The 18,487-nt window shown below is 43.3% G+C and carries 21 protein-coding genes and 1 other RNA gene; 15 read left to right on the top strand and 7 right to left on the bottom strand.

Features of this window, described 5'->3' with window-relative positions; all coding sequences use genetic code 11:
• Window positions 1-20: 20 nt before the first annotated feature.
• Window positions 21-758, top strand: a complete 738-nt coding sequence (locus tag GDA45_02535) for a pteridine reductase (GenBank protein ID MBC6413800.1) — start codon at window positions 21-23, stop codon at window positions 756-758.
• 43 nt (window positions 759-801) lie between these two features.
• Here GDA45_02535 and folK read toward each other — a convergent pair whose 3' ends face one another.
• From folK to wrbA, 4 genes are read right to left on the bottom strand one after another with little or no spacing between them, the layout of a single operon-like run.
• Window positions 802-1,296: a 2-amino-4-hydroxy-6-hydroxymethyldihydropteridine diphosphokinase gene (gene folK, locus GDA45_02540; GenBank protein ID MBC6413801.1), complete on the bottom strand. Its 495-nt coding sequence runs from the start codon at window positions 1,294-1,296 to the stop codon at window positions 802-804.
• A gap of 10 nt (window positions 1,297-1,306) precedes the next feature.
• Entirely contained in the window at window positions 1,307-1,660 is a 354-nt protein-coding gene (gene folB, locus GDA45_02545; protein ID MBC6413802.1) for a dihydroneopterin aldolase, read from the bottom strand.
• A gap of 7 nt (window positions 1,661-1,667) precedes the next feature.
• A complete protein-coding gene (locus GDA45_02550) occupies window positions 1,668-1,991 on the bottom strand; it encodes a DUF2069 domain-containing protein (protein MBC6413803.1) in 324 nt (107 codons plus the stop codon).
• A 17-nt stretch (window positions 1,992-2,008) separates the two neighbouring features.
• A complete protein-coding gene (wrbA, locus tag GDA45_02555; protein ID MBC6413804.1) occupies window positions 2,009-2,611 on the bottom strand; it encodes an NAD(P)H:quinone oxidoreductase in 603 nt (200 codons plus the stop codon).
• 220 nt (window positions 2,612-2,831) lie between these two features.
• On the opposite strand from wrbA, the gene GDA45_02560 reads away from it, so the two are divergent.
• A complete protein-coding gene (locus GDA45_02560) occupies window positions 2,832-3,152 on the top strand; it encodes a hypothetical protein (protein ID MBC6413805.1) in 321 nt (106 codons plus the stop codon).
• A gap of 21 nt (window positions 3,153-3,173) precedes the next feature.
• Here GDA45_02560 and GDA45_02565 read toward each other — a convergent pair whose 3' ends face one another.
• Window positions 3,174-5,558 (bottom strand): penicillin-binding protein 1A, encoded by a 2,385-nt coding sequence (locus tag GDA45_02565; protein MBC6413806.1) that lies wholly within the window; start codon window positions 5,556-5,558, stop codon window positions 3,174-3,176.
• Window positions 5,559-5,620: 62 nt separating this feature from the next.
• Between GDA45_02565 and GDA45_02570 the strand changes: the two genes are divergently transcribed.
• The 9 genes from GDA45_02570 to GDA45_02610 all read left to right on the top strand — a co-directional run bounded on the left by GDA45_02570 (window position 5,621) and on the right by GDA45_02610 (window position 13,938).
• Window positions 5,621-6,133, top strand: coding sequence for a shikimate kinase (locus GDA45_02570; protein ID MBC6413807.1), 513 nt, complete (start codon window positions 5,621-5,623; stop codon window positions 6,131-6,133).
• Window positions 6,130-7,224 carry a 3-dehydroquinate synthase gene (gene aroB, locus GDA45_02575; GenBank protein ID MBC6413808.1) on the top strand — a complete coding sequence of 365 codons (1,095 nt, stop codon included), beginning with the start codon at window positions 6,130-6,132 and terminating at the stop codon, window positions 7,222-7,224. Before GDA45_02570 ends, aroB begins: the two co-directional genes overlap by 4 nt.
• A 6-nt stretch (window positions 7,225-7,230) precedes the next feature.
• Window positions 7,231-7,428 carry a sulfur relay protein DsrC gene (locus GDA45_02580; GenBank protein ID MBC6413809.1) on the top strand — a complete coding sequence of 66 codons (198 nt, stop codon included), beginning with the start codon at window positions 7,231-7,233 and terminating at the stop codon, window positions 7,426-7,428.
• Window positions 7,429-8,127, top strand: a complete 699-nt coding sequence (gene cas6 / locus GDA45_02585; GenBank protein ID MBC6413810.1) for a type I-MYXAN CRISPR-associated protein Cas6/Cmx6 — start codon at window positions 7,429-7,431, stop codon at window positions 8,125-8,127.
• 395 nt (window positions 8,128-8,522) lie between these two features.
• Complete coding sequence (locus GDA45_02590; protein MBC6413811.1) at window positions 8,523-9,449, top strand: LysR family transcriptional regulator; 927 nt, start codon at window positions 8,523-8,525, stop codon at window positions 9,447-9,449.
• 883 nt (window positions 9,450-10,332) lie between these two features.
• Window positions 10,333-11,097, top strand: a complete 765-nt coding sequence (yaaA, locus tag GDA45_02595) for a peroxide stress protein YaaA (protein MBC6413812.1) — start codon at window positions 10,333-10,335, stop codon at window positions 11,095-11,097.
• 52 nt (window positions 11,098-11,149) lie between these two features.
• Complete coding sequence (locus tag GDA45_02600) at window positions 11,150-11,713, top strand: hypothetical protein (protein ID MBC6413813.1); 564 nt, start codon at window positions 11,150-11,152, stop codon at window positions 11,711-11,713.
• Between the two features lie 6 nt (window positions 11,714-11,719).
• Window positions 11,720-13,093 carry a UDP-N-acetylmuramate:L-alanyl-gamma-D-glutamyl-meso-diaminopimelate ligase gene (mpl, locus tag GDA45_02605; protein ID MBC6413814.1) on the top strand — a complete coding sequence of 458 codons (1,374 nt, stop codon included), beginning with the start codon at window positions 11,720-11,722 and terminating at the stop codon, window positions 13,091-13,093.
• A 314-nt stretch (window positions 13,094-13,407) separates the two neighbouring features.
• Window positions 13,408-13,938, top strand: coding sequence for a urate hydroxylase PuuD (locus GDA45_02610; GenBank protein ID MBC6413815.1), 531 nt, complete (start codon window positions 13,408-13,410; stop codon window positions 13,936-13,938).
• Window positions 13,939-14,032: 94 nt separating this feature from the next.
• On the opposite strand, the gene GDA45_02615 is transcribed toward GDA45_02610, so the two are convergent.
• Window positions 14,033-14,461 carry a hypothetical protein gene (locus tag GDA45_02615; GenBank protein MBC6413816.1) on the bottom strand — a complete coding sequence of 143 codons (429 nt, stop codon included), beginning with the start codon at window positions 14,459-14,461 and terminating at the stop codon, window positions 14,033-14,035.
• 99 nt (window positions 14,462-14,560) lie between these two features.
• Here GDA45_02615 and ffs point away from each other — a divergent pair.
• The 4 genes from ffs (at window position 14,561) to GDA45_02635 (ending at window position 18,192) form a co-directional block, all read left to right on the top strand.
• An RNA gene (gene ffs / locus GDA45_02620) (signal recognition particle sRNA small type) lies at window positions 14,561-14,658 on the top strand.
• Between the two features lie 26 nt (window positions 14,659-14,684).
• The gene (gene dnaX, locus GDA45_02625; protein ID MBC6413817.1) at window positions 14,685-16,334 is read left to right on the top strand and encodes a DNA polymerase III subunit gamma/tau; all 1,650 of its coding nucleotides are present in this window, start codon (window positions 14,685-14,687) and stop codon (window positions 16,332-16,334) included.
• 2 nt (window positions 16,335-16,336) lie between these two features.
• On the top strand, window positions 16,337-17,230 hold the full coding sequence (locus GDA45_02630) for a sulfotransferase (GenBank protein MBC6413818.1): 894 nt from the start codon (window positions 16,337-16,339) through the stop codon (window positions 17,228-17,230).
• A gap of 56 nt (window positions 17,231-17,286) precedes the next feature.
• The gene (locus GDA45_02635) at window positions 17,287-18,192 is read left to right on the top strand and encodes a sulfotransferase (GenBank protein MBC6413819.1); all 906 of its coding nucleotides are present in this window, start codon (window positions 17,287-17,289) and stop codon (window positions 18,190-18,192) included.
• A gap of 192 nt (window positions 18,193-18,384) precedes the next feature.
• Here GDA45_02635 and GDA45_02640 read toward each other — a convergent pair.
• The coding region (locus GDA45_02640) for a transposase (protein ID MBC6413820.1) at window positions 18,385-18,487 on the bottom strand (103 nt) is incomplete at its 5' end.

Below are 18,487 nucleotides of genomic sequence, written 5' to 3' on the forward strand. Positions count from 1 at the left end.
ATAGCAGGAGTAGTGCGTTGGTGAAACAACAAAAGGTTGTTTTGATAACCGCTGCCGCCAAGCGCATTGGTGCGCAGATTGCACGAACACTACATCAGGCAGATATGAAAGTGCTACTACATTATCATAAATCTTCCGCTGCTGCGCAAAAGCTGAGTGCACAACTCAACGAACTACGCCCCGATTCAGTGCAGACATTAACCGCCGACTTATCCGATTTGCAGGCGATAAAAGTACTTGCGCAAAATGCACAAGCCCGTTGGGGATATGTTGATGCATTGGTCAATAACGCGGCAGCGTTCTATCCGACCGAACTTAACTCTGTGGATGCCGTACACTGGGAACAACATATTAATCTCAATATGAGAGCTCCGCTATTTTTAAGTTGCGAGTTGGCACCCATATTAGCAAGACAACAAGGTTGCATTGTCAATATAGGCGACATACACGCCATTCGTCCGCTCAAAGGACACACCGTTTATTCGGCGAGCAAAGCAGGATTGGCTATGATTACTCAGTCGTTAGCCAAGGAGCTCGCTCCTGAGGTGCGTTGTAATGCGGTCTATCCGGGTGCCATATTATGGCCAGAAAATGATTACGATGATGACAAAAGGCAGGAGATCTTAAACCGTACGCTACTCAAAAGAGCTGGGCATCCAATGGATATTGCATCGGCGGTATTGTTTTTGGTGCGCAATGCAGACTATATAACCGGTCAGACTTTGATAGTCGACGGTGGGCGCACGCTGCATAGCTAAATAGTTGGTTGCAAAGTAAACGCATAGATAGGTGTGTCGGCACTTAATCTACTGCCCACGAGAAAGAGATTTTTTTTATCAGTGCTTGTTGTTGGCATTGTTCCCACAATTCGGCGAAGCATATCCCCGTTTTTGGGTGTCTTAAATCACCGGCAATTTCCTGCATGGGTTTTAGCACAAAAGCATGTTTCATCAGATCTTTATGCGGTAAAAGTAGACCGTTGTTATCAGTAATTAAATTATCGTAGAGTAGCAGGTCCAGATCGAGAACCCTGGAGACGAATTGATCCTTACCTCGTTTTCTTCCATGCCGTTTTTCTATCTCAAAAAATACTTTGCTGACATACTCCGGTGTTAGTGAGGTCTCTAAGCGAACCACCATGTTATAAAAATCATCTCCGTTAAAACCGACTGCAGATGACTGGTATACGGAAGATTTTTTTATGTTTCGGAATATCTGTTGTAAGGTATGCACGCACGATCGCAGATTGTGTGCTTTATTGATGTTGCTACCAATGCCGACATACACCCAAGACACGATAGTAATCTCAGTGGCTACCGCGCTCGATAGAGACACCGACGCCTTGTGCACCGCGAATAGCACCCGTTTTGTTCAGATCTAGTCTCAACCATCGGATATTAAACTCTTCAACCAGCGAGTTGGCAAGATCGTTGGCTAGGGTTTCAATCAGTTGATACTCCGATCTCGCAACGAAACTTTGGATATATTTAGCAATACTTTTATAGTCAAGGGTGTCGTCAAGTTTGTCGCTCTGTGCAGCGGTTCCAATATCGGCAGCCATTTCTAAATCAGCATACAGCACCTGACGGATTTGCCTCTCCCAGGCAAACACACCGATAGTCGCCTCTAGTTTAAGTTCCTTTAGAAAAATTTTATCCATCGTTCTATCATACCACCTTGTTTGCCGTCTGCTTTAGATAAACTAGAAGACTTACAAACCACAGAGTTGCAGCGATGGTTTGCAACCAACCGTATAACAGGGCACCGCCAGCAATATCAATTAAACCCAGTGAGAAATAGACGAGCGCTAGTAGTGTTGATAACTGACAAGACCTGCGGCGTGCATGCAATAGCCCGCGCAATACCATAAGTAACGGTAAGCCTAAAGCTAAAATCGGCAGTACGCGGGGTATTTTCTCAGGAGGTTCTATCAGTGCATTCCATAAGACTAATACACTGAGTAGCGTTAAGTAGGATGCTAGCGAAACCATCCAGGCGATATTTCGCATTAGGATTTATTATTCAGCAAGCAAGCGAATCCGGCAATCCGTTTGCCGAAGGCGATGCATAGTTCACTCTCCGTGGCATCTATTGGGCGGTCGGCCTTACGGCCTGCTACATGGCTAGGCCCGTAAGGTGTGCCGCCGCTTTGAGTGCGATGTAGAGCATTCTCAGAATAAGGCAAGCCACACAAAATCATGCCGTGGTGGAATAACGGTAGCATCATAGAAAGTAAAGTAGTCTCTTGCCCACCGTGCAAGCTCGAAGTAGAAGTAAACACACCGGCCGGTTTCCCGGCTAGAGCACTGCTCAACCACAAACCACTGGTTTGATCCCAAAAGTGCTTCATCGGAGCTGCCATATTACCGAAGTGGGTTGGGCTACCTATCACCAATCCTTTGCAGCTGGCTAACTCGTCAAGTGTTGCATAAGGAGGTCCTTGTTGAGGTACGTTAGTTTGTTCGCTCGGCGATTTCGTAATCGGCGGTACGGTGCGCAACATTGCTTGTGCCTCGCCGCTATTTTCAATGCCGCGAGCAATCAAACGCGCCATCCGTTCGGTGGCGCCGTGCACGCTGTAATAAATAATTAGTAGCCGGCAATTATCCATAACATGCTTAGTCAGCCATATAACTATCACTTAAGATTACTGCTAAAAAGATCATCAGGCAGATGCAAGATAAATTCACAATAGCGTATATTATATAGGATAGTAAATTACAGTATTTACTGTGCCAATCTGACTGAAGCGGCGTAAGCGATGAACGAGCAGATATTTTAGCCGCCATTGAAAATGTTTAATTAGTGTAACCACAAAATGCAAATACAAAATGTACAATATTATTCGTAAGCTAGGCTTTCTGAGAACGATGCTCTATATATCGGCGCTACTGGTGGTTATATTTTCTCCTACCCCAGGTGCACAGGTTGATGTCAGGTGGCCTGGAATATTAACGACGGTGATGGTGCCAGCACTCGCACCGCTTATTTTTATGGTTATTGTCTTCGACTTGATTATGTCTAGGGTGGTGAGTAAAGGACGTACCCATAATGGTTCACCACCGCTACCTAGGTTCTTTTGGCTAGGTGCAACTCTGGCACTGATTATTTTGTTAAGGTGGTTACCCCATCTACTGTCACTGTCGATATGATGTTAATCGACATCGATATCATCAAAAGAGTTTTTCTATGTCTTTCTCCTTTTGCCCGGCTGGTGTGGCGATTTTCTTAGGTAGATAATCTTTTCTAAAGGTTTCAAGGATGGCATTTGTATCGCTGGGATGAGCGAGCAGGCCACTTTCAGGGTCGATTTTAGCGGACACCACCTCAGGCGGGCGAAAGTAGGGAGTCTCGTCATTCTCAGTGATGGTTTTTTCTATAAAGTCTATCCATATCGGCAAGGCTGCCACAGCACCAGTTTCGCGATTACCTAGTGGTTGTTGATTATCAAAACCCACCCAAACGGTGCAGGCAATATTGCGATTGAAGCCTGAGAACCAGGCATCGTGCTGATTGTTAGTGGTGCCAGTTTTACCTGCTAAGTCGCTCCGTTTTAAGGTACGATAAACACTACGAGCAGTGCCTTTGCGCGTTACACTTTGTAGCATGCTGGATAACTGGTAAGCAATATCCGCCGGGATTGCCTGAGGCAAAAGTTGCTCATCAACATTGTCCTCGGCTATTTGACTATTGATATCATCCTGAGCGATTTCTGGGTAGCAATTATCGCCACATAGTTTTGGCGGAGCAGCCTCAAAAAGAACCTCTTCATTAGAGATGATTTTTTCTATGAAATAAGGTGTTACTAAAAAACCACCGTTGGCGAAAGTTGCATAACCGCGAGTAATCTCCAGAGGTGTGGCGGTGCCAGAACCCAATGCCATGGTTAGATTATACGGATGGTTTTCACGCGCAAAACCGAACTTTTTAATGTAGTCTAAAGTTTTTCGTAATCCGATTGCGTCAACTAGTTTCACTGAGACCATATTGCGAGAATAAGTCAGTGCTTCTCTAAGACGCGTAGGACCGAAAAACTTGCCACTGTAGTTTTCCGGCCGCCAATCTTGGCGAGATGATGTCTCGCTAAATACCACCGGTGTATCATTCACTATTGTTGCCGGTGTATAACCTTCGGCGAGTGCCGAGGCATAGATAAACGGCTTGAAACTCGAGCCCGGTTGTCGTTTTGCCTGAGTTGCTCGATTAAATTTGCTTTGATAAAAATCAAAACCGCCGGTCAATGCGAGTAGCGCGCCGCTATTTGGGTCGAGTGCTACCAACGCCCCCTCAATTTCAGGGATTTGCGCTACCCGTAGTTTATTATCTTGATTGAGTAGCCAGATAATATCACCGCGTTGCGCTATCTTCGTAGCTTCTTCTATCGCCGGACCTACATAATCGCTGTTGAGGTAGGGTTGCCATTGCCAGTGCGTGCGTGCCAATGTAGTCTCCTGAGCATCTTTAGGGATAACCCGCAACAGATCGCGATTTGCCTCTATCACGACCGCGGGTAGCAGTCCTCCGGGACTCGGTAATTGTCGTAGTTTGGCTTGCAATGCTGCGTGGTCAACAGGTGTACCGACTTCAATACTTTCGGTGGTGCCGCGCCAGCCATGGCGACGGTCGTAATTAAGTAGCCCGCGCCGCAGGCTGGCCTGGGCGTTTTCTTGCATTGTTTGGTGTATGGTGGTGTACACATCAAAGCCATCGGAGTAGGCACTTTCGCCATACTGCTCGACCATATAGGCGCGCACCATCTCGGCAACATAAGGCGCTTGCAGATCCATTTTTATATTGTGCTCGGCGGCAGTGATGGGTGCCGCCATTGCCTGCGCGTATTCGTCGGCAGAAATCATCTGCAATTTGAGCATGCGTCCTAATACATAAGCTCGCCGTTCCTTTGCTTTTTCAGGATTGGCGATTGGGTTGTATGTTGAAGGTGCTTTAGGTAGGCTTGCGATCATCGCATTTTGCGCCAGTGTTAGTTCGCCGATATTCTTGCCGTAATAAATCTCGGCAGCGGCGGCAATGCCGTAAGCACGCTTACCTAGAAATATTTTATTGAGATATAAGTTTAGTATTTCTGCTTTACTGAGTAGTCGCTCAATGATCAGGGCGAGGTATATTTCTTTGATTTTGCGTTCAAAGGTGCGTTGATTGCTTAAAAAGAAATTGCGTGCTAACTGCATGGTAATTGTACTACCGCCTTGGGTGCGTTGCCCAGTTTCTATTAGATTAATAGTCGCCCGTATCAGACCTTCGTAGTCTATGCCTAGGTGTTCATAGAAGCGATCGTCTTCGGCGGCGATAAACGCATCGATAATTTGTTGAGGGACATCTTCAAGGTCAATGGGTATGCGTCGTTTATCCCCGAAGATTGCATAAAGTTCACCTTCTTTGGTATAAACTCTAAGCGGCGTTTGCACGCGAATCGTCTTCATCTCTTCCAGAGAGGGCAGTTCTGGTGCAATATAAAGATAAACCGCAACCACTGCAATAATAGCAAGAGAAAATGATGCTACGATAAATAATAGTAGCTGTTTTAAGAATTTGAACACGGCAAGCGCATCAGGCGGTAAACTAGACCCAGCATAAATTTAATTTTAACATAGACACGACTATGAATATATTCTTGATAGGGCCTATGGCAACTGGCAAAAGCTGCATAGGTAATGTTTTAGCACAACGGTTAAGGCTACCTTTTTATGATACCGACGATTTAATTTGTCTGCATGCTGCTATGGATATTCCAACAATATTTGAAAAAGAGGGTGAGTCCGGCTTTAGAAAACGCGAAGCCACGGTGTTGCGCGAGCTCGCCGACCATCGTGATATGGTGGTGGCAACTGGTGGTGGTGCGGTTATGGATGAGCAAAATTGCAAATATATCAAAGAAAATGGTACAGTAGTCTACTTGAACACTCCGCTAGGCGAGCGCTATAAAAGAATACAACCTCTAAGTGGGCGACCTTTATTGATGGATGGAAATGCTCATGAGGTGATGCAAGAATTAGATAATATACGTGTACCTATATACCAAGCCCTCGCCGATTTTGTCGTTGATAATAGTGGCGATGTAGATGCAACTACGCGAAGGATTATTGAATATATAAATGAGATGAAGCGATTATGAACACCCTCAAGGTAGAACTGGGTCAGCGTAGCTATCCGATTCATATCGGTCGTGGATTGTTAGAGCAGGTTGATGCATTATTAACCACAAACTGGCAAGGCACACATATAGTGATACTGTCCGACGATACCGTTGCACCGCTTTATATGCAAGTAGTGTGTGATGCAATCGCACCAGCGCATAAGGTAGATAAAATCATTATACCGACTGGTGAGATGCATAAAACACTGCAAACTTTTGAGCAGGTTTGTAGTCAACTATTGCACCATAGAACCGAGCGTGACGCGTTGTTGGTGGCACTTGGTGGCGGGGTGGTCGGTGATATCGCAGGTTTCGTTGCGGCCAGCTATCAACGCGGCATCGCATTTGCACAAATCCCTACAACATTGCTTGCGCAAGTTGACTCATCAGTCGGTGGTAAAACCGGGGTCAATCACGCACTCGGCAAAAACATGATCGGAGCTTTCTATCAGCCGTGTTGTGTTATCACCGACCTGCAGACTCTGACCACTCTACCACCTAGACATTATATAGCCGGGCTTGCCGAGGTAGTTAAATACGGTTTGATTATGGATGTCGATTTTTTTACTTGGCTGGAGGATAATGTAGACGCGCTACTGAGTCACGATGACGGTGCGTTGAGCTATGCGATAGAACATTCATGTGCGCTGAAGGCACAGATTGTGGCTGCCGACGAACACGAACAAAGCGGCAAGCGGACACTACTCAATTTAGGGCATACCTTCGGCCATGCAATAGAGACTACCACAGGCTACGGGCAGTGGCTGCACGGTGAAGCGGTTGGATGCGGACTGGTGTTGGCCGCCCAGCTGTCGGCAAGTGCTGGTTATTTGTCCGAAAAAAGTGTTTACCGTATCTTCTCATTGCTCAAGCGGCTGGGCTTGCCGACCTCCATACCACATACTCTGAACAGTCAAACACTATTGGATGTGATGGTACTGGATAAGAAAAACAAGTCTGGGCGTAGGCACTATATTTTATTGCGAGCAATAGGTGATGCCTTCGAAAGCGACAGCGTAGAGTATGATGTTGTAAAAGGTGTATTAGACAATGCGCCAAATAATGACTAACGCACCATGTTATCAATTAGCACAGTACTGATAGGCAATAGTGAGATGACACGCTTCGAAGAGCTTGTAGCCTATGTAAAATTGCAAGCTCGCCGCGGTGAGATATTCATTGAGATGGATGTCCGTCCACCCTTTGCCGATACACCAGAGGACTGGGAGCAACAGCTAGAAGCTGCATTCACTTCAGCGAATAACCTAGAGTAAATGATGCAGGACTATTGGAATGACTCACCGAATGTCGACAAGGGGCGGTTACGGGTGCCCGATGATATTGCCGATCTGAGTTTCAGAGTTGAATGTCATGGTGGCTTGGTGGTTGATCACGCTTATCAGTTATATCAGGAGATCAGCCGAATATTACCGTGGTTTGCAGAACAACCTAGTGTTGCTTTGCATACACTGCACGGAGCCGAGTCTGGCAATGGCTGGGTGCGACCCTATAAAGACGGCGCACTACTCTTTTTGTCCAAGCGTACCCGCTTGCGCTTGCGCCTAACTAAATCCCGCTTTTCAGACGCTGCGCTTTTAGCGGGACATACATTAACTATCGGCGATTGTAAGGTTGATATTAAGCCGCCGACGATTCGTGCCCTCAGCTCGCAGACCACCTTATTTTGTCGATCTTTGGTGTCGGCGAACGACCAAGATGAAAATGGATTTTTGCATTATGCAACTACCCTACTCAATGCCAAAGGCATACACCCGCGGCAGATGATGGGTGGGCGACGACACACAATCAAGACGCCTGATAAGACATTCCACGCGAGAAGCTTAATGATAGTAGACCTCAGCTTTGAAGAAAGCATATTGCTACAGCAAAGCGGATTAGGAACCGAGCAAAAACTCGGCTGCGGTGTATTCTTACCTCATAAAAGCATAGGGAACCCCGCAGATAAATCATAACCCCTACTCTTCTCTCCTCAATTTCTGACTCACATCTATAGTTTTCTTTGCAGTATCTATGTCAAGAGACAGCAGGCTTTTTTGAGTTTCATCATAATCCTCATCAGGTAAATGCGAGATATAACAAGTCCCAATTTGCCTTTCCAAGGCTACCTTTAGAGTTCTGTAATCAATAGCACCAGGGTTGTATCAGTCATATATGCAGACTTCTGGTTCAGGGTATACATTGGCATGCCGCCCTCTGGCTTCCTATGCACGGCATATCCCTGTGTGTGTAGCAAACGGTAAACAAGCTGAATATATTTGCACTTACAAATCAGGAGAGAAAAGGTGTTGATTCCTGCTCCTCTATATATAAAATATATCATTAGAAGAGAATTGATATATTTTATACTATGAGTGGAGCGAAACAACCAACCCTACGCCAGCTAAACTATCTACGTGCACTTTACCAAAAACTGCATTTTAAGCATGCTGCTGATAGTTGTTCAATTACTCAGGCTGCTTTTAGCACAGCTATTAACAATTTAGAGCAAGCTCTGGGTGTGACTCTCATTGATAGAACTAATAAGCAGGTTGTGTTCACATCTTTAGGTAAAAAAATTATTGAGCAAACTGATGTTATCCTCCACGAAGTCAAACAACTGCAGGATATTGCTGATAGCAATACAACATTATTTTCAAGCCACCTGCGGTTGGGAATTATTCCAACTATAGCCCCCTTTATCCTGCCGAGAGCCCTTCCTAAAATAAGCGCTAAGTGGCCGCAGATGCGTTTGTCAATCCACGAAGATTTAACCGCCAACTTAAACAAGATGCTATTGAAAGGGGATCTTGATATATTACTATTAGCATTGCCAGTTACACTAAAAGGTGCCGAAAGCCTAGGCCTTTTTAAGGATCATTTTAAGCTCGCATACAAAAAAAACACATCGCTTTTCTCACCCCCCGATTATCGAGAAAGTCTACTACCAGACGGTAGTATCCTGCTACTTAAAGACGGTCACTGTCTTAGGAATCATGCATTGTCGGCATGTAGTATAGAAAACGAGGATAAAGTAAGCCCTTATGCGGTGAGCAGTATGCATACTCTAATACAGATGGTACAAAGTGATATCGGCATTACCTTTATACCAGAATTGGCAATCCGAGCCAATCTACTCAAATATACTGCGATAGAAACAATGGATATGCCGGCACATGCATACCGAGAGATAGGGTTTGCCTGGCGTAAAGGGACAAGACAAAGAGAAAAGTTTTGTCAATTTGCCAAGACTCTCCTTACGATAACCGGTATTAATTTGCCGCCGGTATCCGCCTAAAGCAGTTTTCATTTGATAAGCAACTAGAGAGATCTTTTTAATACCTTAGATACGCCCTAATGTACAGATATGGAAAACACTTCGGGATCAATGGACGGTCTACCTTGCGTATGACTATAGGACCTTTTAGTCAACGCTCGGATAAAAATAAAGTCTAAAAATTTAGCAATACGCATTAATAAGTGGTTTTGAGGAGCGATTGCATCATAATCTATCTACACAAATAGGTCAGGTTGAAGCTTATGATTCCCCTGCATGAATAGCCTCTCTTTATTTATTTATTATCCATTTTTGTTTATTTTCAAGGCTTTTTCACTGGTATTACTATTTTTTTCAAAAAATAGTTGAATTAATATTGATATATAAGTATATTATGATATACTGATAAACAATAGTTCAAAGGAGAGATTTAATGGAATTAGTGATTTTAACAGTTATTTGGTCAACGATATTTCTTTGTATGTCAAAGGGATATCTGGATTAAGAAAGAATATAGCATATGCCGAGTTCCCCCTATATTCGGCGACAGGAAGTCAAACCCTCCTTAGAAACAGTGGTAAAGGATTACCACTAACACCCTGTTTACCGGGGATTCTTTCCCCGGCTTTTTTTCTATCTTATTCAAAAGAACCTTCCTATTATATATTTGAAGTTCTTCAACTGCAATAGTATTTACGATGCCAAGACAGGTATATTTTTATTCGGCTTATTTAGTGTGAACTAAACGATATTGAACTTGAAAAAATTGAAGCTAGCCAATCGGTGATTTACACGCTTAAGTATATAATTATCATTTTTTAATCTAGTCTAGCATTTACCGTCTATCATTGACTTAGGTGGTAGAGTTGCAGAAAATACAGAGTATAAAAAGTAGTATTTGTTAATGATTGTTATTGTTTCACCGGCTAAACGGCTTAATTTTGATACCAGTAAACTAAGTAAGCGAAGCACTCCGCTATTTATTAAAGATGCGAACCTGTTGGTATCACAGTTGCGAAAGTTATCGTCCACTAGGCTACAGAAACTGATGTCGGTGAGTGCAAAGATAGCCGATTTGAATGTCGACCGATTCCAGTTATGGGATCAATCTACAACTAGCGAAAAAGCAAAGCAAGCTCTTTTGGCATTTTGTGGCGATGTTTATTTGAGCCTCGATGCAACCACCTTTAGCACCAAGGATTTTGATTTTGCCCAGAAGCATTTGCGTATATTATCCGGCTTATACGGTGTATTGAAACCGCTGGATATGATACAACCCTATCGTCTAGAGATGGGGACGCGCCTTAAAAATAAGCACGGCGAGCACTTATACGATTTTTGGGGTAGCCGCATCACCGATGTCATTAATGCGGAACTTGAAAAGATGCCTCGTGCAGTGCTCGTTAATCTAGCATCCGATGAATACTTTCGTTCAATCGTTGCAGATAAACTTAGCGCAACAATTATTACTCCAGTATTCAAGGAGAAAAAGAATAGAACACACAAGGTAATTAGCTTTACTGCCAAACGCGCGCGCGGCATGATGGCGCGCCACATTATAAAAAACCGTATCACTTCACCTGAATTATTGAAACAGTTTTGTGACAAAGATTATCGCTATCGGGATGAGCTATCAACCACCTCGCAGTGGGTATTTACGCGTGGCTGATGCGCCTATTAATTAAGAGGGTCAGTTTGCTCGCTAAAGGCTTCAATGAAATATGAGATCGCTTATTCTTTTATGGGAGATATGGTTAGACTTCATCGTCATCATGTGGCACCTAATACTTATGCAAGCCACTCCCCAGCAGCTACCGGCGTATAAAAAGCTACTCATCCTGTCGTGTACATTTATGCTAACGATGGGCATTCTCTCTGCCCTAGCTAGCGGTTTGGCCGACATTAATTTATTGGAAGCCTTTGTCGACTTATTTTTCTTATTGGTTTTCTTAAAAATATTGTTATATTTGTTCAGATTTCCAATGCGCTTTACGCAAACTGCAACGGCAATCACTGGCACCATAGCTATGTTTAGCGTTTTGTTCATACCGTTGAATTTTGTTGCTGCTGACATTATAGGCTTTGGCGAGAATACCCAATCCGAAATGCAGAGTTCACCGATTGGTGCGGTGCTTGCACTGATTTATTTGGCATTATTTATCTGGATGCTGAGGGTATTAGGACATATTTTCAAACATGCGCTGGAAGTGCGTTTGTTTTTTGCGATTGGTATCGCGCTACTTTATTTAATGAGTAGCTTGTTCGTTTCACTCATGGTTTTGTGACCCACTATGCCCGTAGGCAAGATATATCTACTCGGCATCAGTGGCACTTTTATGGCAGGGCTTGCTTGCATCGCTCGTGAGCTGGGCTGGTCGGTATATGGCTGCGACAAAGCAGCGTGGCCACCTATGAGCAAGCAGCTCATTGATCACCATATTAAACTAGATAAACCCTGTAGCGTATCGGCTCTTGGTTGCTACGATTCGTATATCATTGGCAATGCCATGAGCCGAGGCAATGAGTTAGTCGAGGCTTTGTTAACGCAGCGCATACCTATTTATTCGGCGCCACAATGGTTATACGAACAGGTATTGCATAATCGTCGGGTGCTGTGTGTGGCCGGTAGCCACGGTAAAACAACAACGACTGCTATGCTCGCTTGGATATTAGAGTTCGCCGGTATGCAGCCTGGCTTTCTAATTGGTGGCGTTCCTATCAATTTCGGTATTTCCGCCCGTCTAGGTCATTCCGATTTATTCGTCATTGAGGGCGACGAATACGATACCGCTTTTTTTGATAAGAGATCGAAATTTGTGCATTATCACCCACAAGTATTGGTGTTGAATAACCTAGAGTTCGATCACGCTGATATTTTTGACGACTTGGCTGCCGTCCAGACACAATTTCATCACCTACTTAGAACATTGGCGACTGACGACTATGTGTTGATACGCGCCGGCGAGCCGGCACTTGATGATGTAATAAAAAAGGGATTCTGGTCACAATGCGAGTATTTCGATGTAGATAACGACACTGCCGACTGGCAAGCACACACGCACAATGGTGGTTTTGACATATCGTATAAAGGGAAAGCGAAAGGGCATTGCCAGTGGGGAGTCGCCGGTGAGCATAACATCGCCAATGCCGTCGGTGCGGTCGCCGCTGCTGCCCGTGTGGGTGTGCCACCGCAAACTGCACTGCAAGCATTGGCAGACTTCAAGGGAGTGCGTCGCCGCCTAGAAGTCTGCAGCACTTACCAAGGCATTACAGTGTACGATGATTTTGCCCACCACCCGAGTGAAATTAAAGCAAGCATAGCAGCACTGTGTTCACAAAAAGCAACCCGCGTGTTGGTTGCTTTTGAACCACGCTCAAATACAATGAAAGCCGGCATTCACAACGACATACTAGGCAGTGCTTTTGACCAAGCCGACTGTCTTTTCTTTTACAGTCCTGCAGACTTAGATTGGTCGGCTGAAGCTGTATTGCAAAAAGCAAAACTCCGATGGTCTTGTTATGCTGATATAGATCGTTTGCGTTCAGCGATTATTGCAGAACTTGCCGAAGGTGATCATTTGTTGATTATGTCCAATGGTGATTTCGCAGGATTAAAAGATAAATTGCTGGCGGATTTAAAGGAAGCATTATCAAAAAAGCAGTAAAGCCGGCGCATCGCCGTGAGTTAGCTAAAGTTCTGGTGAAGCAGGGTTGGCATTGCATATGCCCAAGCGTTTAGCTTACAGTAAATAAGCCAAATCTAGATATACTGTCCAAAATGTCATGGCATCGTACATCAGGTTGACATGTGCTAAAAATTAGGTCGTGTTATGCTATAATTCTGGTTAAACTCACATAGCAAAGGAGGAAATATTATGAATCCACTTAGTTCTATTACGGGAACAATTATCGCTGGTTTTGTTTTATCTGTGATAATTAGTTTACTTCTTTGATGCGTTTTGTATAAGGAGATATCAAAATGGATATGATAAATATGAATTCTTTAATCGTATGGTTGCATGTGTTCGTTGGAATTATATGGATAGGGTTGCTCTATTATTTTAATTTTGTGCAAGTACCGGCAGTTGCCAAAGCGACTGCAGACACAGACGGGCCAGGACCTGCTGCAATTAATAAGTATATAGCACCTCGAGCTCTTGCTTGGTTTCGCTACGGCGCTTTGCTCACTTGGCTAACCGGTGCTGCCGCTCTACAAATTGTTTGGGGCGAAGTCGGGGGAATTCACGGTGCATTTATGCTCAATGATTCTTTACGGATTATTGGGATAGGCGCGTGGCTTGGAACCATTATGTTATTAATTGTATGGGGAGTGATATGGCCTAATCAAAAGAAAATTCTGGGATTAGGCGGCCGCCAAGCCAGCGACGAAGAGAAAGCCAAGGCTAAGAAAATAGCCTTGATGGCATCTCGCACTAACACATTGCTCTCTATACCAATGTTGATGTGTATGGTCGGCGGTGGCATGGGACACGGACTTCCATTTTTCTAGGCCTGAGCATACCCCAAAATTATAGAGGGATGTCTGTCACTCAAACACGGCTAGTGCGTTGAATGGCAGACGATGCCGTAGTTTTCAGACCACCTTATTCCGCTTGGCTTTTCACTTTATGCCATGCTTCCTCTAATTGCTGCCTAGAGGCACAATTAAAGTTCAAGCCGTTGGCTTCTAGAATGACAGCCATCTTTTGAAAGCGATATTCAAATTTATAGTTGGCTTCGGTCAATGCAACTTCAGGATCTATACCGTAGTGGCGAGCGAGGCTGATAGCAGTAAACAAAAAGTCGCCTAGTTCCTCCCTAATATGTTCATTGCGTTTTGGTGTGCTCGCATCCGCTTCAATTATCTCTTCCAATTCCTCGTATAACTTGGCAATGACTTCCTTGGCATCACACCAGTCGAAACGATGATGCTGCGCAATATCCTGTATTTGCAGGCTAACCTTAAAAGTAGATTGAGCGTGATCTACTTCTGCAAATGGATTGGTGGTCTCTGCTGGAAATTTTGACTTCATATTTTATTGCCTAGTATATCTCAAAATCGTTTATCGTCATTATTCTATCTGCATAGTACATACTCAGAGAGGCCTATAGTACAATATAGTGGTCTTTCGCGGCGGTTCCTTCGCGGCAGTGCTGTTGTGAACCCCACCAGGCCCGGAAGGGAGCAATGGTAGCAATAAAACTGGGTGCCGAAGATTTACGGTCGCGGAAGGCTTTTCAGCTTAAATAAAATAAATGAGTTACCAAGTTCTCGCCCGTAAATGGCGGCCGCGTACCTTTGAGGAGGTTATAGGTCAGCAACATATTATTCAGACTTTGCAGAATGCTTTGTCTCTCGGTCGTCTTCACCATGCGTATTTATTTAGCGGTACCCGAGGTGTGGGTAAAACAACACTGGCAAGAATACTGGCCAAGTGTTTCAATTGTGAAAAAGGTGTCAGTGCGATTCCATGTAATAAATGCAACGCGTGTCAACAAACCGACTCTGGGCATTATGTCGACTTTATCGAAGTAGATGCAGCATCACGCACTGGCGTCGAAAATATGCGGGAGTTATTGGATAATGTTCCTTACGCACCGAATACTGGCAGTTATAAAATTTATCTGATAGATGAAGTGCACATGTTGTCGATCAGTAGCTTTAACGCGCTACTGAAAACCTTGGAAGAGCCACCCGGACATATAAAATTTTTCTTTGCGACGACTCATCCGCAAAAGATACCAGTGACGATTTTATCGCGGTGCCTACAATTTAATCTATTACGTCTGCCGCATACATTAATTCGCGACTATATTTCAAAAATGCTTGACCAAGAGCATGTTGATTTTGAAAAAGAAGCACTGGACGAGATTGCGGTTGCTGCCGACGGTAGCGTGCGAGATGCATTGAGCCTTCTGGACCAAGCAATTTCTTATGGCGGCGGCACACTCAAAAGCGACGCCGTAAAAGAGATGTTAGGTAGTACTTGCAGATCACAAGTGGTAGAATTACTTAATCATATTGCAGTTCAAGATATATCCGGTGCTATCGCCTTGAGCGACGAGATTTACCAAAGCGGTGCTGATTTTAACGATGTTCTCAGAGAACTCATCGCGTTATTGCATTTAGTCGCTTTGCGACAAGCACTACCCACCAACGAATTATTGCCTCAATTTGACGAAACGGATATTGATAAATTGGCAACTAACATTGCGCCACAAGATATACAATTATATTATCAATTTGCGTTGGCAAATAAACGCGATATGGCAATAGCTTCTGATTACAAGGGTCTTTTTGATATGACCTTGTTAAAGATGATATGCTTTGTACCTATGTCTCAACCTGCCTCGCATCAGGCACAAACATATCTGAGTAATACAATGCTACGCACCACGGAAGCTATATGCTCTGCAGATAAGACTACCGACATCGCCAACCAAATACCTGATGCCGAGAACAATAAACAATCTACAGCTGTAGCAAAAAACAGCGGTCACAGCTTGACTGATTGTAACAGCGTAGAAGCATGGCAACAATATATAGAAGCATCAGGGCTCGCCGGAGCAGCTCGTGGAATATGCCTTAATTCTTTACTCGCTATTCAAGCAGACAATCGGGTGACAATAGAAATCGCTCCTGATATTAAAGATTTATGCACCAAAGAGATGGAAGAGGAGATATTAAATACGCTTGTAAAACTTGACGACAAGGATATACAATTAGCATTCAAATATACTGAACCTGAGGTAACGCCTGTTGCTGAATATGATAGGATAAACCGAGAAAAACAATGTAGTGCCGAACAGTCAATAAAGGAAGACCCTCATGTGCAGGCTCTACAAAAGAAACTTGGTGCGCAAATAATAATGAATACGACCAAACCTAGAGAGGCAAAAAATTAATAATGTCAGATACCACAGAAGATAAATATAAGCTACCTTTAATAGAAGATAAGTATTTTAGCAAGCTACATACAATGTTATTAACTATAGGTTTTGCGAGGTCCGGATCTTCTCTAGTCGGTTATTTGTTAACCGCACATCCCAACATGGTTATCGCACACGAACCCGGCATAAGAACCTTATACAAGGCAGGAGACATCATCCTACTACTGTATGGTATTTTATTCAAAAATCAACAGATGTATACTAGGGCAGTAGAAGCGCAAAAAGTAGAAATAGATAAAATTATACCGGCCTCAAACGAACCTAAGACGAAAGGTTCTCGCCGGACTGAATGGTATCCTATTGTTCCTAATCAGTGGCAAAATCGCTGTAAATCCCTAGAAGTGGCAGGTGTAAAAGAATCCGCTAGAATAGCACATCTATTGGTGGAGGGGGATACATTAAAACAATTTACTTCTCTTGTTAAAAAGAAAAAAATGTCATTAAAGTTTATTTTTACAGTGCGCAATCCTTATGACATGATAGCTACGCGTGTAAGAGAGGTAATGCATTCTAAAAGAATCTCTGAAATAGAAAAATTATCAAAGTCTATTTCAGTGTATGAGAGACACTGTGTGTGCAACAAAAATCTTCTGAGTCGGATAAAAGCGAAAAATGTATTTATAAATAGACACGAAGACATGGTTGCTGATCCCAAAGATCAATTAACGAAACTATGTCGCTTCTTAAAGGTCAAAGCCAGCCAAGATTATTTAAATGACTGTATGTCGGTAGTCTGCCCGACTGCCAGAGAGAGCCGCTATGAAATTGATTGGTTGGAAGAACATAAAGAAAGGGTTGCAAAGCTAAGCGAAGATTATGATTTTTTCGCAGGATACAGCTGGTCGTCTTGAATAAGCCTTTCTCATTATAGTGAAACGACCCAACCTAGAGGAGTGAAAAATTAGAAATGTCAGACACCATACAAGATAAGTATAAGCTACCCGTAATAGACGGTAAGTATTTTAGAAAGCTACATACGATGGTATTAACCATTGGTTTTAATAGAGCCGGTTCTTCTCTAGTCGGTTATTTATTAAACGCGCATCCCAATATAGTTGTCGCACACGAGCCCAAAGCAAGAAAAAGCTTATACTTACTTGAAGATATCAGGATGTTACTTTATGGTATTTTATTGGGGGATAATGACATTTATAAAAAAGTAATGCGAAGGCGAAAATTAGAAACAGATGGAATTAACCCGGCTTCACAAGAGCCTAGGATGAGAGTCAAATTAGGTGCTACACGTTATCCTCATATACCTAATCAATGGCAATATCACTGTAAGCGCCTAGAAGTGGCAGGTATAAAAGCATCTTATATGACATCACTTATTTTCTCTAGAGGCAACATATTAGAAAAATTCACTGATATTATTAAAAAGCAAAAAATGTCATTGAAGTTTATTTTCACAGTGCGGAATCCTTATGACATAATAACTACTGCCACAATAGAAAGAATAAAAAAGCACATGATGCATACTGAAGAAAATAAAAAAATATTGCTAGATGTGATTAAATTGTCGGAGATACGAGCCGCATATAACAAAGAGCTTCTGAGTCGTATAAAAGCGCAAAATGTATTTATAAGTAGACACGAAGACACGGTTGCTGATCCCAAAGATCAATTAACGAAGCTATGCCACTTCTTAAAAGTTGAAGTCAACGAAGATTACTTAAATGACTGTATGTCGGTAGTCTGGAAAACTGCAAGACAGAGCCGCCACGAAATTGACTGGTCTGAAGAACATAAGAAGAGGGTTGCAAAGCTAATTGAAGATCACGATTTTTTCTCAGGATACAGCTGGTCATCTTGAATAAGCTTTTTCTGTAGAAAAGTACTCTTCAGCAATACTTTCAATGATTTTTTCAACTATCCAAGGGAGTTTGTGATTTTTACAAGAATTACTGGACGAGCATTTATGCGCAGATAATGTGGAATAATTTTTAACTGCTATACTAAGCGGATGACCTTCCCCCTTTTTTAGGTCCATTTTCAAAGAGAGTTTTCACGCTGATTTTTCCGCAAATACACTAGGCGGTTGATAGCCTAGCGAACTGTGCGGTCGAACTTCATTATAATCTTTTCGCCAACTCTCAATGGTCATTCTA

The sequence above is a fragment of the Chromatiales bacterium genome (assembly GCA_014323925.1).
In the GTDB taxonomy this organism is placed as follows: domain Bacteria; phylum Pseudomonadota; class Gammaproteobacteria; order Poriferisulfidales; family Oxydemutatoraceae; genus SP5GCR1.